11 protein-coding genes are annotated in these 16,263 nt (G+C 49.5%); 9 read left to right on the top strand and 2 right to left on the bottom strand.

Annotated elements, in window-relative coordinates; all coding sequences use genetic code 11:
- Complete coding sequence (locus BUA34_RS11930; RefSeq protein ID WP_072829901.1) at nucleotides 1-903, bottom strand: coiled-coil domain-containing protein; 903 nt, start codon at nucleotides 901-903, stop codon at nucleotides 1-3.
- Nucleotides 904-1,024: 121 nt separating this feature from the next.
- On the opposite strand from BUA34_RS11930, the gene uvrC reads away from it, so the two are divergent.
- The 9 genes from uvrC to BUA34_RS11885 all read left to right on the top strand — a co-directional run bounded on the left by uvrC (nucleotide 1,025) and on the right by BUA34_RS11885 (nucleotide 13,822).
- Entirely contained in the window at nucleotides 1,025-2,893 is a 1,869-nt protein-coding gene (gene uvrC, locus BUA34_RS11925) for an excinuclease ABC subunit UvrC (RefSeq protein ID WP_072829899.1), read from the top strand.
- 54 nt (nucleotides 2,894-2,947) lie between these two features.
- On the top strand, nucleotides 2,948-3,376 hold the full coding sequence (locus BUA34_RS11920; protein WP_072829897.1) for a hypothetical protein: 429 nt from the start codon (nucleotides 2,948-2,950) through the stop codon (nucleotides 3,374-3,376).
- Between the two features lie 399 nt (nucleotides 3,377-3,775).
- Nucleotides 3,776-5,593, top strand: a complete 1,818-nt coding sequence (locus tag BUA34_RS11915) for an ABC transporter substrate-binding protein (protein ID WP_072829895.1) — start codon at nucleotides 3,776-3,778, stop codon at nucleotides 5,591-5,593.
- Nucleotides 5,594-5,610: 17 nt separating this feature from the next.
- Nucleotides 5,611-7,035, top strand: a complete 1,425-nt coding sequence (locus tag BUA34_RS11910) for an ABC transporter permease (RefSeq protein ID WP_072829893.1) — start codon at nucleotides 5,611-5,613, stop codon at nucleotides 7,033-7,035.
- 2 nt (nucleotides 7,036-7,037) lie between these two features.
- Nucleotides 7,038-7,883, top strand: a complete 846-nt coding sequence (locus BUA34_RS11905; protein WP_072829891.1) for an ABC transporter permease — start codon at nucleotides 7,038-7,040, stop codon at nucleotides 7,881-7,883.
- Nucleotides 7,884-7,893: 10 nt separating this feature from the next.
- Nucleotides 7,894-8,892 (top strand): ABC transporter ATP-binding protein, encoded by a 999-nt coding sequence (locus tag BUA34_RS11900; RefSeq protein ID WP_072829889.1) that lies wholly within the window; start codon nucleotides 7,894-7,896, stop codon nucleotides 8,890-8,892.
- Nucleotides 8,882-9,691 (top strand): ABC transporter ATP-binding protein, encoded by an 810-nt coding sequence (locus BUA34_RS11895; RefSeq protein ID WP_072829887.1) that lies wholly within the window; start codon nucleotides 8,882-8,884, stop codon nucleotides 9,689-9,691. Before BUA34_RS11900 ends, BUA34_RS11895 begins: the two co-directional genes overlap by 11 nt.
- Nucleotides 9,692-10,206: 515 nt before the next feature.
- Nucleotides 10,207-12,000, top strand: a complete 1,794-nt coding sequence (locus BUA34_RS11890; protein ID WP_072829885.1) for a S8 family serine peptidase — start codon at nucleotides 10,207-10,209, stop codon at nucleotides 11,998-12,000.
- An 88-nt stretch (nucleotides 12,001-12,088) separates the two neighbouring features.
- The gene (locus BUA34_RS11885) at nucleotides 12,089-13,822 is read left to right on the top strand and encodes a DUF4832 domain-containing protein (RefSeq protein WP_083579782.1); all 1,734 of its coding nucleotides are present in this window, start codon (nucleotides 12,089-12,091) and stop codon (nucleotides 13,820-13,822) included.
- A gap of 148 nt (nucleotides 13,823-13,970) precedes the next feature.
- On the opposite strand, the gene BUA34_RS11880 is transcribed toward BUA34_RS11885, so the two are convergent.
- The gene (locus tag BUA34_RS11880; RefSeq protein WP_072829883.1) at nucleotides 13,971-16,202 is read right to left on the bottom strand and encodes a cellulase family glycosylhydrolase; all 2,232 of its coding nucleotides are present in this window, start codon (nucleotides 16,200-16,202) and stop codon (nucleotides 13,971-13,973) included.
- Between the last annotated feature and the right edge of the window lie 61 nt (nucleotides 16,203-16,263).

Here is a 16,263-nt window from a genome sequence, read left to right as displayed (position 1 = left end):
TTAGCCGAAAAAACCGGGTTGCGAGCCTCCGTTGCTCGCGAACAGGTCTGGGTTTTCATCTTGCGGTTTATTCTCGGGCTGTGCTGCAGGGGCCTCGACCTGTTCTGCAGCCGGCTCGTTGAGATTGATTTCGGTGCCGAGTTCGTTCTCGATGGTGGAGAGAAGCTGCTGGAACTTGCTTTGTGCTTCGGCGATTTCGTTGCTCTGGCTCTGAACTTGATTATTGAGGTTGTCAATGATATCGTTCTTTTCGGCCACTTGACCGTTCAGGCAATCGATGATATTGTTCTTTTCGCTTATCTGGCCGTTAAGATCGTCGATAATGTTGTTCTTTTCGTTGATCTGACCGTTGAGGGAATCGATAATGCTGTTCTTTTCGTTGGTTTGGCCGTTGAGGGAATCAATGATGCTGTTCTTTTCGTTGACTTGACCGTTCAGGGAGTCGATGATTCCGTTCTTTTCGTTAATCTGGCCGTTCAAGGAATCGATAATACCATTCTTCTCGTTAATTTGTTCATTCTTGGAGTTGATGGCGTTTTCTTTTTCGGCGACTTGTCCGTTCAGAGAGTCGATGATTCCGTTCTTTTCACTGATTTGAGCGTTCAAGGAATCAATAATGCCGTTCTTTTCGTTAATCTGTTCGTTCAGGGAGTCGATAGCGCGGCTTTTTTCGTTGATGGCTTCGTCCTGAGCTGCGGCTTGGTTGGCTCTTGCATTGAGTGCGGCCTCGTAGTCGGCAATCTTTGCGTTGGTGGAATCCAACAGGTTCTTCTGGTCTTCGGTTTGAGCTTTGGCGCCTTCGAGCAGCTGCTTCAGCTTTGCGTTTTCTTCACGCAGGGCGCGGACCGTTCCAAGGACTCCTTCCACTTTCTGCGACAACAAGTTCATGCTTTCAAAATTCATTTTATCTCCATATTAAAATGTCGGGGGGTGCAATCTTACCTATGTAAGATATATAAAATTTTGATGTTGCAAGATTGTTAGAAAATGTAAAAACGCAGCAAAATTCTATCTTCTAAAAATCATGATCCCTGTAAGTGAACATATTGAGCGTCGACTGGCAGAACTCCCTCTTTTGCCGGGGGTTTACATCATGAAGAATGCTCAGGGGAAAATCATTTACATTGGCAAGGCGAAGGTCCTCAAGAACCGCGTGTCGAGCTATTTCGACGGGAGTGACCATGCCGGTCACCGGGCGGCCACTTTGATGCTCCCGTACATCCGCGACATCGAGTGGATTATCACGGAAAGCGAAACTGAAGCGCTCATTCTCGAAGCGAACTTGATTCGCAAGCATACGCCCAAGTACAACGTGCTATTGAAGGACGACAAGCACTTTCCGTATTTGGCGTTCTCCGTGAACGAACCTTTCCCGCGACTATTCCTGAGCCGTTCCGTGAAGAAAGACGGCTGCCTGTATTACGGCCCGTACATGAGTTCCCGCATGATCCGCCAGTTGCAGGATATTGCTGCTAGGTTGTTCAAAATCAGGGAGTGCAAACTCAAGCTCCCGATTAATCGCCCCGTGCGACCTTGCCTCAATTATCACATCGGCCGTTGCGAAGCGCCGTGTGCAGGTCTTGTAACCCGCGAAGAGTATCGCAAAAAAGTGGCGCAGACTCAAATGCTCCTGGGTGGTAAACGCGATGACCTGATTGATCTCTGGGAACGCGAAATGCTCGAAGCGAGCGAGCGTATGGATTTCGAAACCGCGGCAAAAAAGCGCGATGCCATTCAGGCGCTCAAGGCGACGAGCGCACACCAAAAAACAGACGTGTCCGATGCAAGCCTCAGCATGGATGTGATTTCGCTGAAGCGTAACGGCACGATGGCCGCCGCGGTGATTTTTGAATACCGTAATGGTGTACTTTGTGGGCGCCGCCACTATCGTTTGGAATGTAAGCTCGAAGATGACGAGACTGAAATTTTCAGCCAGATGGTTGTGCAATGGTACATGGACGTGGAATTCATACCCGGCGAAATTGCGACGGATGTGCCCCTGCCTGAAGATTTGGCGGAACGCGAATCGATGGAACAGGCGCTTGCCTCGAAGACGAATCACAAGGTCGTGCTCACGAATCCGCAGCGCGGCGAAAAGCTCGGGTTCTTGAAACTCGCTGCAGCGAATGCGGACATGATTCTCGTGGAAATGCGCGCCGAAGTGCAAAAGTATAGCGAAATCGATAGCAGCGTTTTTGAATTGCAAAAAGTTCTCGGCTTAAAGAAGACTCCGTTCCGCATCGAGTGCGTGGATATTTCGCATTTGTCCGGTACAAATACGGTGGCGAGTTTGGTTGCGTTTAAGAACGGTCGCCCCGACAAGAGTAATTACCGCAAGTTTATTATCAAGACTGTAACGGGTGTCGATGACTTTGCGAGCATGCGCGAAGTGATGACCCGCCGTATCCGTCGCTTGGAAGATGAAGGAATCCCCATGCCTGATTTGTGGGTGTGTGATGGCGGTAAAGGTCAGGTCGATGCCACAATGCAAATTTTAAAGGAACTCGGTCACGATAAGGATTTGCCTTTGATTGGGCTTGCTAAACGCCTCGAAGAAATCGTGTTTCCCGATGACCGCAAAAGTATTGTGCTGCACCGTACAAGCCCCGCGCTAAAGCTTTTGCAGAATGCTCGCGACGAGGCGCACCGATTTGCAATTACATACCAGCGTAGCAAACGCAAGAAAGACCTTGAAGTCGAATGGCTCAAGATGCCCGGCGTGGGGCACGAAACTCGCGTCAAGATTCTGAGCAAGTACAAGAGCGCCGAAGCGTTTATGGACGCCCCGCTCGAAGATATCGTAGAATTGCTTGGAAAAGTCCGTGGCACAAAGCTCCGCGAACAAGTCGCCGAATACTGTGCTAGTGGTGACGCGGCAGAAGATGTAATTTGACTTAATAGCTTCGGTTATTTAAATTTGTATTGATAGACAAAGGTTGTATTAAAAATGAAATGTTTGTTAAATAAAGTTGGTTTCCTGCTTGTAATTGTGGTTTCTTTCTTTATCTTGTCCTGTGCGGGGTATATCGGATTTACTCCAAAGGATAGACAATTAGCTTTAAGTGGGAAAATGGTTTCTGAAACTGAATTTGGTGGTGTGGAACGATGGTATGCTGTGGATAAGTATGGAGAATCAAGTAAAGTACGGTTTCAGGTGGGATATTTTAGGGATTGGCCGAGTTATGGATTTGTTTTGTTCGGAGGAGGCTCTCAAGGTGAGAAAGCGTATTTTTATAGACAAGGTTTGGATTTAAGATGGGATTGGGGGGATTATGCAATTATTATTCAACCTGATGGAACTTGCCTATACTATGATTTTTCATATCAGTCAAAAGGTGTAAAGCCTAAAGGAATTTATAAAGCTTATAAATTCTAAAAATTAGCATGAAAATTTTTGCCACAAATAATGTATAAGCGTTGTTTGTGGCTTTTTTATAGATAAAGCGGGAAGATTAGTTAAAGAACGACAAGTATTTTTTGTTGTGAGAATGAGAGCGTCGGCCAAGGATGGGGAGGGTGCAGGGAGGGGCCCGTGCGGCCTTCGCAACTCCGAGCTGGGGCCCCGCCCGCATGATTGCATAATAAATGTTGTAAGGATTTAAGGGCGTTAGCCTTTTCTGAGTAAACTTTTGTAAATGTAAAAATTCCTAAACTCATTTAAATTTCGTCAAGGCTTTTTTACTAAGTCGCAAATTTATTTTTAAAAGGAATAATCTATATTAGATTCGAATTTTCATTAAAGGGCCCAAGGTGGGCCTATTCTAAGAGGACTCAAATGATTGGACTGAAATCGATTGCTAGAACGGCCTTGGTGCTTTCGGCAACTGGCGCACTTTTTGGGTGCGGTAGCTCATCGCAAGACGAGCTCGCCAGCGGTTCTTTGCCGCGTCAGGAAACGCTCTACTTGTCTGGGCAGCAGAATGATGCTCCTGGTACGTTCAACCCCCTTGCAGAAAGCTGGATGACGACGTGGCCTGTGAGCGGTCGTTTCAACTTGATGTATGAACCGCTTTTGACGTACAACTCCCTGACGGGTGAAATTGAATCTCTCCTCGGCTCGCTCGTGAACAAGAACAACGATAGCATCGTTGTTGACTTGAACCCGGCTGCAAAGTGGAGCGATGGCGAAAAGGTTACTTCTCGTGATGTGAAGTTCATCTACACGATGGGCTCCATCAACACTAGCGAACAGATTTCCGCAATCCATGTTGATACTATTAAATCCGAACCGGCAGGTGAGGTGGAACGCATTGCTTTCCTTATCAACAAGAAGCAGCGTAATAACCCGCTTTCTGTGATGGACTTGTTGCAGGCCATCCGTATCGTTCCGGCTCACGTGTTTGAACCGCTTATCGAAAAGCTCGGCTCCAAGGACGAAGTGAAGAAACTTCCGATGGACCAGAACCCGGTTGTTTCCGGTCCGTACGCTCTCCGCAGTGCTGACCCGAACAAGATTATTCTTGAACGCCGTGACGACTACTGGGGCAACGCCGCTCTCCACGAAGGCAAGCTCCCTGCTCCGAAGTATATCGTTCACCCGATTTACAAGAACAACGAACATAACACGATCGCTATGCGTAGCGGCAACCTCGACGCTTCTCAGAGCTACATCCCGCGTATCAACCGCAAGGCTGGCGCTGGCGTGCACACATGGCTCAATGAACCGCCTTACTTCTTGCCGGGTGCAATGCCGATGCTCATCATCAACACGATGAAGGAACCGCTTAACGACAAGCGCTTCCGCCGTGCTCTTGCAACCGCTATTGACTACATGGCTCTCCGCAAGTTCGCTGTGTCCGACTACACGGACCAGATCAAGCCGGGCCTCATCATGCCGACCAATCTCGAAGGCAAGTACATTAGCGATGAAGACCTCGCTAAGTATGGTGTCAAGCTCACCATCACCGACGAAAAGGAACGCGTCGAAACTGTGAAGCAGATGCTTTCCGAAGCAGGCTACAAGTCTGTATGGAATAGCGACGGTACGCTCGACCACATGGAAAATGCCAAGGGCGAAAAGATTCCGACGATGTACATCACGAGCCCGAACGGCTGGACCGACTGGGAAGCTATGGTGACCATCGCTGTTGAAGGTATGCGTAAGGCTGGTATCGATATTCGTGAAGGCTTCGTGGACGGCGGTTCTTACTGGCCGGCTATGGGTCTCGGTAACTTCGACCTCATCATGCACAAGCCTGTTGCTGACGTGACTCCGTCTCTTCCGTGGAGCCGCTTCAACGAAATCATGGCAAGCCGCGATTGGCAGCCGCTTGGCGCCTGGGCTGGCACGAATATCGGCCGTTACAATCAGCCGGGTACCGAAGGTTTCCGTCCGGAAGTGGACAAACTCCTTTCTGCAATCCCGCTCATGAAGAACGCCGATTCTATCGCAACTGCTTACCGCGAATTGAACAAGATCTTCATGGAAGACCAGCCGTCCATTCCGCTGGTTTACTTGCCGGAACAGTTCTACGAATTCAGCGACCGCGTCTGGACGAACTGGCCGACCGCTGCTAACCCGTACGCTCCCGCTCAGCTTCCGTGGGTGGCTTCGGGCACGAAGACTCTTTGGAACTTGAAGCTTGCTAAATAAAGGATAAAGGACAACAAATGCTTAAACAATATCCTATGCTACGTTATGTCCTGCAGAAGGCGTTCTGGTACTTGCTGACCTTCGTCTGCGCAGTGGCACTCAACTTTGCGTTGCCGCGTCTCGGCGACAACAATCCGGTTGACATCATCATGGGTCAAGCCGGTAAGGGCCTTTCTCCGACTGAAGCTCAGAAGAAAAAGGCTGAACTCCTTGTTTCCTTCGGTATGGCCGAATTGGACAAGGATGGAAACGTTATCTATGAACCGGAAACGGACGCTAACGGCAATGTCGTGATGCAGAAGGTTCCGCAGCTCGACGCCAACGGCCAGCCGGTCGTGAACGTTGTCAAGGTTGTCGACGAAGCCGGTAATCCGGTGATGGTCGAACGCCAGAAGCTCGATGAAGCTGGCAACCCGGTGTTTGTCGAAAAGTCTTCTGCCGTAGAAAAAGGCAAGAAGGGAAAGAAAGGCAAGAAGGGTCATCACCATCACAAGATGAAGAAGGGCAAGAAGGGCGCCAAGGCTGCTGCAGAAGTTGCTGCTGCTGACAAGATTCCTGTCATGGAAAAGGTCCAGGCCGAACGCATCGATACCGTCATGGTCGATCAGCCGGTCATGAAGACCGATCCGAAGCTCTCCTCTGCAGTTTCTCAGTTCTTTAGCTATATCGGCAAGGTGTTCCACGGTGACCTCGGTCTCTCTTACCAGAACAACGAACCGGTGACAAACGTTATTAAGAAGTCCCTCCCGTGGACGCTCGCTATCCAGGCTCCGACGATTCTTCTCGGCTGGATTGTGGGTAACCTTCTCGGTGCTTTCGCTGCATACAAGCGCGGCATTTTCGACAAGGTATTCTTCCCGTGCGCCATGTTCTTAAATGGTGTGCCGTTCTTCGTGTTCGGTATGCTCTTGGTCGCATTCTTCTCCATCACGCTCGGCTGGTTCCCGGCTATGGGCGCTTATAGCCCGGACATTCCGGAACTCACGTTCAGCTGGTCTTGCTTCAAGAGCGTCAGCTGGTACTACGTGCTCCCGTTCTTCTCTGTGTTCCCGATTCTTCTTTCGGGTCAGGCAACGGGTATGCGTTCCATGTCCATTTACGAACTCGGTACTGATTATATGAAGTATGCAAAGTGGCTCGGTCTCCGCGAAGGCAAAATCATCAGCTACGTGTTCCGCAACGCTATGCTTCCGCAGCTCACTGGTCTTGCCCAGAGCCTCGGTGCCATGGTGGGTGGTGCTCTCATTACCGAAATGATCTTCTCTTATCCGGGTCTCGGTATGGCAATGCTCAATGCCATTCAGAAGAACGACTACGCAACAATTCAGGGTTGCACCTTGATGATTTCTACTTGCGTTCTCGTTGCAAACTTTGCAGTTGACGTTTTGATCGCTGTCTTTGACCCGCGTGTCAAGGCCGGTCTCCAGATGGGAGGTAAGTAATCATGGGTAAGCTTTTAAGAAACCTTCTCAAGTCCCCGATGTTCGTGATCGGCGTGTCCATCTTTGTGCTCACGCTCCTCATCGCCATCTTTGGACCTTTGTTCTATAACGTTGACACCCACGCCCGTGACATCGTCGCTGGCCCGTATGCAGGTTCTAGCTCTGCTCACTGGCTCGGCACGGACCACCTCGGCCGCGACTATGTGTCTCTCTTGATTGCCGGTCTTCGCAGCTCTCTCTATGTGGGCTTCGTTGCTGGTATCATTGCTACGACGATTGGTGTGCTTATCGGTTTGTTCGGCGGTTTCCGCGGTGGCTGGGTTGATGAAGTATTGAACATGCTCACCAACATCTTCATCGTTATCCCGCAGTTCGTGATTCTCGTTCTTATCAGCTCCGCTGTTAAGGATGGCCGTTCCCTCACTTTGATTGGTCTCATCATCGGTCTTACCGCTTGGAGCTGGTCTGCCCGTGCCGTTCGCGCTCAGGCATCTTCTCTCCGTAGCCGCGACCACATCGCCCTTGCCCGCATCAACGGTGCATCGACTTTGACGATTGTGATCAAGCATGTGCTTCCGTACTTGCTCTCGTACGTGTTCATGGTGTTCATCATGCAGGTGTCTTCCGGTATTCTTTCCGAAGCTTCCATCTCCATGATCGGTCTTGGCCCTGTCGATTCCACTAGCCTCGGCATCATCTTGAACCAGGCTAAGGACAACGGTGCTCTCTCCGACTCCATCTGGATTGCTTTCATCCCGGCAACGATCGTCGTTACCCTCACGGTGTTTGCTCTCTACCTGATCAATACTTCCATGGAAGGCGTCTTCAACCCGCGCCTGCGCAAGTAAGAGGTAAAAAATGTCTGAAAATGTTTTTGAAGTTGACCACTTGGGTCTTTATTACCTCGGCCGTTTTGGAGACAAGACTCACGCTGTTACAGACGTGTCCTTCTCCATGAAGCAGGGGGAAATTCTCGGTATCGCCGGTGAATCTGGTTGCGGTAAGTCCACGCTCGTTTCTGGCCTTATGGGCATGTGCATCCCGCCGCTTTACCCGGAAACGGGTGACGTTCGCGTCAAGAGCGGCGACAAGATGGAATCCCTCATGAACCGCAGCATCGAAGATGTTCGTGCTAACGTTCTCGCTCAGAAGGTTTCCATGATTCCGCAGGGTGCATTCAACGCCTTGAACCCGGTCCGCAAAATTAAGGATATCGCTGCCGACGTGATCGCTGCTCACCAGCAGCCCGGCAAGGCAATCGACATGAAGGAAGTCTATGACCGCCTTTGTGAACGCTTTGACTTGTTCGGCATGGACACGAAGCGCGTGTTGAACTCCTATCCGATCCAGCTTACCGCAGGTGAACGCCAGCGTTCTGTGATCGGTATTTCTACCTTGCTCAACCCGCAAATGGTTATCGCTGATGAACCGACTTCTGCTTTGGACGTTTCCACGCAGAAGGAAGTGATCAAGATGATTTTCGATCTCTTGGACAAGGGCATCTTCTCGACGATGATCTTCATTACCCACGAACTTCCGCTCCTCTACCATGTGGCAGACAACATCGCCATCATGTACGCAGGCGAAATCGTCGAAAAGGGTACCGCAGAACAGGTCGTCAAGGATCCGCGTCATCCGTATACGCAGGCTCTTATGGGTGCTATGCTCAGTACCGAAGCTAGCCAGCGTGGCCGCCATCCGGTGGCTATCGAAGGTGCTCCTCCGAGCCTCAAGAACAAGATTGTGGGCTGCCGCTTCGCTCCGCGTTGCAGCAAGGCATGCCCGGACTGCAAGAAGAATACCCAGAATCTCCGCATTGTCGGCGATCGTGACGTGAGGTGCGATTATGCAAAGTGATAAGCCCATTGTTTTTTCTGCCAAGCGCATCAGCAAGGACTTTGGTGCCGGCAAGAACCTGAAGACTGCCGTTAAGGACGTTTCCTTCGATATCTACGACGAAGAATTCATCTCCATCGTGGGTGGTTCTGGTTGCGGTAAGTCCGTGCTTGCAAAGATCATGCTCGGCCTTTACCAGCCGACTCGCGGTCAGTTCCTCTATCGCGACAAGCCGATCAAGAACTTGAAGGACCACTGGAACGAAGTCCAGTCCGTTTTCCAGGACCCGTTCGGTTGCTTCAACCAGTTCTTCACCATCCGTAGCCAGCTCGAAGACGCTCTCAACATCCTCAAGGACAAGCCGTCCAAGGAAGAAGTCCGTCGCCGCGTTGACGAAGGCCTCATGGCTGTGAACGTTACCCCGGCTGATATCGAAGGCAAGTATCCGTTCGAACTCTCCGGTGGTCAGATGCAGCGTATGCTTCTCGCCCGTATCTTCGCACTCCGTCCGAAGGTCCTTATCGCTGACGAAGCTACCTCCATGGTGGACGCTTGCGTTCGTGCAAACATCCTCGATTACCTCCGCAAGTTGAAAGACGAGCTGAAGATGACCGTGGTGTTCGTGACCCACGATATCGGTCTTGCAAACTACGTTTCTGACCGTATCTTCATCATGCACGACGGTAAGATCGTGAACCAGGGTACTCCTGCTGAAGTGCTCGACAACACGAACGAACCGCACACGCTCCGCTTGCTCGATGACATTCCGGAAGTCCACAAGACTGAATGGATCAAGAACAGCCATCGTTCTAAAAAGTAATCGAAAGGCGAGAGTCGCGAAAACAAACTTGCTTGTTTTTATGACCGAGCCGAAGATTACTGCGTTCGAAGAACGCAACTAATGCAATTGTCACCCCGGATTTATTCCGGGGGCGCCATTTGTGCGAAAAGCCGCAGCAACCGCTGCGGTTTTTCTTTTTTATAGTCGTTTTTTCATGGAACCTGTAGCTGCAATTTCGCAAAATATCCACCGCTTGCTCAACGCAACTTTTTGATTTTTGTTCTCGGAATCCAAAAATCTTTATCTCGTACAAATTTATCAAATGTTAACAACTTGTTTGTAGTATTGCGTAGTTTGTTTATTATGTGTAAATGAATTGAAAATTACTTTATCTTATAATTACTTTACTTGAAAGTAATTAAGTTGTATGAGAAAAATATTATTGCTGTCCTATAATTTGTGACAAAATACCCCGAAAAATTGCTAAACTAGATTTTATGATACAAAATGTATCATGAAAATAAATAATAGGAGTAATAAAATAGGAGTGTACTATGAATAAAAAAATGCTGGCATTGACAGCAATGGCGGTTCTTGTAGGAGGATCCGCTTCTTATGCAAAGCCGATTTCCAAAGACGCTGATGTCCTTGAAACGGAATTGGTGGGTGAATCTGCCGAATCCCGTATGGACAAGGGCGTCCAGAAATTCGTCGAAGCACAAAAGAAAAACAACCTAAAGCGCAGCGTTCCGGTGACGTCCGACTTGTTGGGTCGCCGTGGCGGCTCCCTCAAGGGCAAAGGCTCGTTGAAATACGAAATCAACGATTCCGATGTCCAGAAGATTAAGGTTGTCATTAGCGATATCAAGGTGAACGATGCCACTGTGCAAAACACAAATGGTCGATATGAATTCAATTCGGAATCGAATCAGAAGGTGTATTGGCTGAATGGTTCCAAGGTGAGCGAAAAGGATTACCTGGATAAAGCTGATAAGCGTAGAAAGAAGTACGATAGTTCTAGAAAATCCTTTAGAGCACCGCGTATTGCCTATTTGACGGCTAGCGAAATCGAAAAGGAACTTTCGAGCAACGAAACAACGTATATCTCGGAATACAAAAAGCCGAAGCCGCAAATTACTTATGGCGTGAACGAATTCTGGGATTACAGAAGAATCCTTGTGAAGTCTGGCGTGACGGCTTATGCGCACAACAACGGCATTAAGGGAAAGGGCGTTGGCGTCCATTACAATGAAGGTGGCTGCGTTCCGAGAAATTATATAAATCCCGGTTACTTCCAGCAGTTGGAACTTCCTTGCAATTCGTATTCTACCCATGCAATCGGTGTAATGAGAATCTTGCAGACAACAGCTCCGGAGTCAAAGCTTTATGGCTTGCAAGATGTTTATGGCCCGGCAAATCCTGCCAATTACACAACACCGATTCTGGTGGGCTCGAATTCCTGGGACTATGTCATTGAAAATGATGTAGGCGATTACACGGATGGCGATGCAACAATGGACAACTATATCTATGAAAATGGCGTGGTTGAATTTGTTGCAGCAAGCAACGAAGGTCGCGAAAGTTTCGTTGGTTCTCCGAGCAGGGCGCTCAATGCTATTTCCGTTGGCGCTATTTCTCCGGTAGATAACAAGTACGTGGATTATTCTTCTTCCAAGAATGGCCGTACTTTTAGCGACAAGCCGGAAGTTGCGAACTATACGAACTTCATTTTCCCGGATGATCCGTCGTACACAGCAAAACCGGGTGACACCTATAACGGATATTTCAACGGAACGAGTGCTGCAACTCCGTTTATGGCGGGCATGACTGCAAACTTGCTTTCTAACCATCCGTTCTTGTGGTGGCATCCTGAACTCGTCAAGGCAGTCTTGATTGTGGGCAGTAATCCTGTTCAGAATCCGGAATTCGACATTGATGGCACGAATGACTTTGAAGCGGGTATTCCGTACTATGGGAATTTTGCACAGGGTAAGGATAACCGTTGGAACTTCTGGGCTGGTAATAATAATTCCAACTTCGATTCTGATCGCGAAATCAAGTTCACAGAAGCAAATATCAAGCAGGGCAGACGTTACCGTATTGCAGTTTCTTGGTTGACTTCTGGTGAATTTGCCATGAGATATCGTAGAGTTGCGCAGGACCTCGACTTGAGCGTTTGGCAGAATGGCAAAAAGATTGCTTCTTCGGCTACGGCGTACAATCCGTTCGAACTTGTCGATTTCGTAGCTCCGACTTCTGATCCGCTGACGATCAAGATCAAGCGCTACAACAACCTTTCTAGCACGGAAAAGGTTGCTATCGGTTACGCATTTAACCGCGTGAACTAATTGAGTTCAGGGTAGAAACGTTTGTGAAATGTTAGGGGCCCGGCGGAAACGTCGGGCTTTCTGCGTTGATTTGATATATATTACGGGTATGAGTGTTTCTAGTTTTTTCAATTTGAGGGGTGCCGCGCATTTTGCGCATTCTGCACTTATGGTTATGTTGCTTGCCTTGCCGCAATCTCCTGTTTTTGCAGCGGGGCTCGTGAAACAGGATATCGACACGACCGACCACATGCTTACTTTAACGAATTACGACCGCGGATTCTACACACCGCAGGTATTGCATATAAAGCCTTCGGGCGGTAAGCCGATCGAAAAACCGTATAGCAAGCTTTTGCATTTGCGTGCCGAAATCTCGGAATTTAGTAGCCGTGCATGGCTTGGGATTGATACAACGGGTGGCAAGAAGGATACGACATGGGGCAAAAGCCAGGACCTCACGGAAGATGCTCTAGGCGTTTTGCAGACGACGTTTGACAATATCCGCAAGAATGGTGGGCACGTTATCGTGCGCATCTGTTATGACCCGTGGTACAATGGCCGTAGCAACGTGACACCGGAACACAAGTGGGTCCTCAAGCATGTGGAACAGCTCGCGCCGGTGCTTTCGAAGAATACCGATGTCATTGTCGCGCTCGAAATGGGCATGCACGGCGCCTATGGCGAAATGCACTCCGACACGAGCATTACTTATGACCGCGTTGCCGAAGCGACGAACCTGATGCTCCGCAGCACACCTCCTGAACTCAAGATTCTAACGCGAACAGGGAACTATTCGGCGAAGGTGCTTGGCTTTGACAATTGGGGCGTGGACTTCCATATCGACGGCGAAAAGTTTGCTGAAATCGCAAAAGCCAAGGGCGATACGATGTACCGTGTGGGAATGTTCAACGATGGCTACTTGGGTACGCAATATGATTATGGCACGTGGGGCGCGGATTGCAAAACATCCATCTGCCGCGAAGAAGGTGTTGCTTGGCTCGAAAAGTACGGTATCAACACGCCTTATGGCGGCGAGGCGCTTACGACTGCAAACGGTTATCAGGTCATCAATACGCCGGAATTCCTTGCATACGAGGGCTTCCGCACACATACGAGCTATTTGAATATCCAGTGGAACAACAACCTGATTGATAGCTGGAAAAAATCTCATTTTAAAGGGACAGATTTTGAGTACGATGGCACGAAAATTGATTCGCTTACGGGTTTCAAGTACATTAATGACCACTTGGGCTACCGTTACGTTCTGCGCGAATCTTGGCTGAGCGATACGGTGGGCTCTGATGGCATGTTCCGTGCGAAGTTGCGCTTTCAGAATGTGGGTTTTGGGAATTTGACGCGCAAGATGAAAACGAAGTTGGTCTTGTCGATTCCTCAAAGGCAGGGAAATTTGGATACCGTCCCTGCACCATTGGCAAAATATATTGAAATGTCAAATGTTGATTTTCGTGACGTCCATAGCCGTACAATTTCGGTTGCTGGCGGAGATACTGTAATGACGTTTGATGGCAACAATGAAATTTCATTTGACGTAAATCTGAGCGAACTTAAATATGGAGATTGGAGCGGTGGTAATATTGATGTTTACTTGAGCGTTTGTGGTGAAACGATAGGCGCAGACTGTATTCAATTTGCTAATAGATTGTCGGGCTATGGAGTCTACATCGGACGTTATGTTTACGATGAGAATAAGCACACGGCAAGGTTGAACTCAATCTCTAAGTCTGCACAAAAGCAAAAAGTTCCCTTCGTTGAGCGTACCCGCAATAACGTGATTATCCGCGATGGAGAACGCTCTTACAAGTTGAACGGCTCGAAACAATAGAACCTTACAAGAATTTTCACGAAAATGCGTTGTCATGCCCGCCTCCGAGCGGGCATCTTCATTTCAAAAACTTTGCAAGAAAAAAAACTCCAGCCAACGGCTGGAGTTTTTCACATTTGTTTTGCGGGCGGAGCCCGCCATTATTTAATTACTTGTTCGTCCAGCGGATGGAAGCCTTCTGGCTACCCTGGCGGACAACGAGCGTGTAGGAGCCGTTCGGGAGACCCTTGAGGTCGATGGCGTGGCTGCCCTTGCCGTAGACTTCGGACATCTGCTTCACGCTTGCACCGAGTGCATCGTAGATGTCGACCTTCACGAGACCGGTATTCTTGGTCGTGAACTGGAGCATCGAGCCGTTCATGCGGGCGTTGAGGCTGTTTGCAATCTTGTTGGTCGGCTTGATGGCTGCCGGCTGCGTGTATGCAATCCAATCGGCCAAGTTGACTGCGGTACCAGCGTCGCCAACGATAACCGTTACAGATCTTTCGAATTCTTCGTAGTCCGCAGTCTCAGCAATGTGAGCCGTGACAACGAAAATTGCGTTCTGGTTTCCGCCGACGAATGCGTTGCCGACCTTTGTCAAGTAAGGCGTGGTGGGCTGGCCGTTGAACGTGTAGGTCACTGCGCTGCCAAGCATTGCGTCCGGGAAGCCTTCAGTAGTGGTGCCGCCAAGAGCGATGGTCTGGTCCTTGAACTTGTTGTTCATGTTGTAGGAACCCTTCTTATAAGTAATTTCGAAGGTGTCCTGCATGGCGCGGAAGCCTGTAATTGCCGGTGCAGATGCAACGACCTTGGCTGTGCCGTACTTGTGGAAGTGCAACATCCAAACTTGCTGGTTCTTCTGAGAGTTGGAGCAGTTGTTGTTGGTGCACTTGGACTTGCTTACAGAAACGGTTGTCGGGTCAAGAGAAGTGAGGGTGAACTTGGAGCCTTCATTGGTTTTGTCGTCCATGGTGAGGAGGTAGTCCTTGACGCCGTCACCGTCGAAGTCGCGAGACATGCCGTTCTTGGATGCGGCAGTGCAGCTACCGGAGTAATTGCAAGTGATATCAGAGAGGTTCGTGATGGTCTGGCCTGCAACTTGCTTGACCGTCACGATAGACTGAGAACCGTCATTACCAGTGAGGATGGCGAAACCATAGTCGCCCACGACGATGTCGCTGCCAGAAGCGGAAGCAACCTTTTCGTTGCTGGAAGTGTAAGTACAACCGGACTTGAGGACTCCAGAAATCTTGCCGTCAGTCTGCTTGGCTGTTGTAGCCTTGAAGGAGCAGCTGCCGCTCTTGCCCTTGACGAGGGAGTCTGCCCAGGAACGTGCGTTCTTGGTGAGGTAGCTCTTGATGATATTACCCGAGGAGGTGAAAGTTGCTGCATCGAGGGCTGCGGCCGTGATGAGGGACTTTTCGCCAGCGAAGATGGCGGACTTTTCGCTCTTCTGGTCCACATCGGAAGTCTGCTGACGCAAGCTCCAGTTGCAGTTCGGAATCATGTTCTGGTCCATGAACTGAGTCCATTCGTTTGTTGCGCTGGAGTTCGGTTCGCCGTCACCGTCAGCGTTCGTGGTACCCCATTCAGAGATGAACACCGGATAACCGGCGCTGAGTGCGCTAGAGACGTTACTGCCGTAGCTACCCTTGGAGTGGCTGGAGGCGTAGAAGTGCAAAACGTAAGCAATGTTCGTGGATTGGATCGGGTCTCTTGCGCCCTGTTCCGGGTGCTGGGACCAGTTCGGCGTACCGACGATGATCAAGTTCTGCGTGTTGGTACGGATAGCCGGTACGACAGAGTTGGCGTAGTTCTTGATGGCACCCCAGTCGCCACCGCTACCGCTGACCGGTTCGTTGTAGATTTCATAGATGATGTTCGGGACATCTTTGTATTTCTGGGAAATCTTGGCGAAGAAATCCTTGGCGATGCTTGTTTCGAGGTGAGCTCTGTGGCTATGCCAGTCGATGACGATATAGACGTCGTTTTCGATAGCAGCCTGGACCATTCTGTCGATGGTGGAGAGCTGGCCTTCCGGGGACTTCGTATAAGAAACCTGATCGTCCAGCTTGTTCTTGGTGCCGCCATTGGAGTCGTAGTATTCGATACCCATGGCATAGCGGAACACGTCAATTTTGAGATTGTCTACAACCCATGAAATGACGGTCGGGTTATAGTAAGAAAGACCCGTTGCATCGGACCAGAAAAGGCTCACGCCGCGGAGCATGACCTGCTGGTTGTTCTTCGCGCCAATGATCTTACTGCCGCTAGTGTGGAGTGCGCCGTAATAAGATACCGGCCCAACTTTCTTGGGGGTTGCTGTTGATGCATCGGCTGCAAAGGCGGATATAGCCGCGCCTGCCAAGATGCTTGTCAGTAGCTTTGTCAATTTCATGAGTGTTGTTTCCTTTTGTTTTGACAAAAATTATCTTAATAAATCCAAGATAGTAAACATT

Origin of the sequence: Fibrobacter sp. UWB12 (genome assembly GCF_900142485.1) — a bacterium.
Taxonomy (GTDB): domain Bacteria; phylum Fibrobacterota; class Fibrobacteria; order Fibrobacterales; family Fibrobacteraceae; genus Fibrobacter.
Note: the sequence above shows the minus strand (reverse complement) of the source record. Positions and strands in the feature narration are given on the sequence as shown.

What these genes read in the sequence shown, in the direction of transcription:
- BUA34_RS11930 (WP_072829901.1), bottom strand. Translation starts at nt 903, where the DNA reads ATGAATTTTGAAAGCATGAACTTGTTGTCGCAGAAAGTGGAAGGAGTC.
- uvrC (WP_072829899.1), top strand. Translation starts at nt 1,025, where the DNA reads ATGATCCCTGTAAGTGAACATATTGAGCGTCGACTGGCAGAACTCCCT.
- BUA34_RS11920 (WP_072829897.1), top strand. Translation starts at nt 2,948, where the DNA reads ATGAAATGTTTGTTAAATAAAGTTGGTTTCCTGCTTGTAATTGTGGTT.
- BUA34_RS11915 (WP_072829895.1), top strand. Translation starts at nt 3,776, where the DNA reads ATGATTGGACTGAAATCGATTGCTAGAACGGCCTTGGTGCTTTCGGCA.
- BUA34_RS11910 (WP_072829893.1), top strand. Translation starts at nt 5,611, where the DNA reads ATGCTTAAACAATATCCTATGCTACGTTATGTCCTGCAGAAGGCGTTC.
- BUA34_RS11905 (WP_072829891.1), top strand. Translation starts at nt 7,038, where the DNA reads ATGGGTAAGCTTTTAAGAAACCTTCTCAAGTCCCCGATGTTCGTGATC.
- BUA34_RS11900 (WP_072829889.1), top strand. Translation starts at nt 7,894, where the DNA reads ATGTCTGAAAATGTTTTTGAAGTTGACCACTTGGGTCTTTATTACCTC.
- BUA34_RS11895 (WP_072829887.1), top strand. Translation starts at nt 8,882, where the DNA reads ATGCAAAGTGATAAGCCCATTGTTTTTTCTGCCAAGCGCATCAGCAAG.
- BUA34_RS11890 (WP_072829885.1), top strand. Translation starts at nt 10,207, where the DNA reads ATGAATAAAAAAATGCTGGCATTGACAGCAATGGCGGTTCTTGTAGGA.
- BUA34_RS11885 (WP_083579782.1), top strand. Translation starts at nt 12,089, where the DNA reads ATGAGTGTTTCTAGTTTTTTCAATTTGAGGGGTGCCGCGCATTTTGCG.
- BUA34_RS11880 (WP_072829883.1), bottom strand. Translation starts at nt 16,202, where the DNA reads ATGAAATTGACAAAGCTACTGACAAGCATCTTGGCAGGCGCGGCTATA.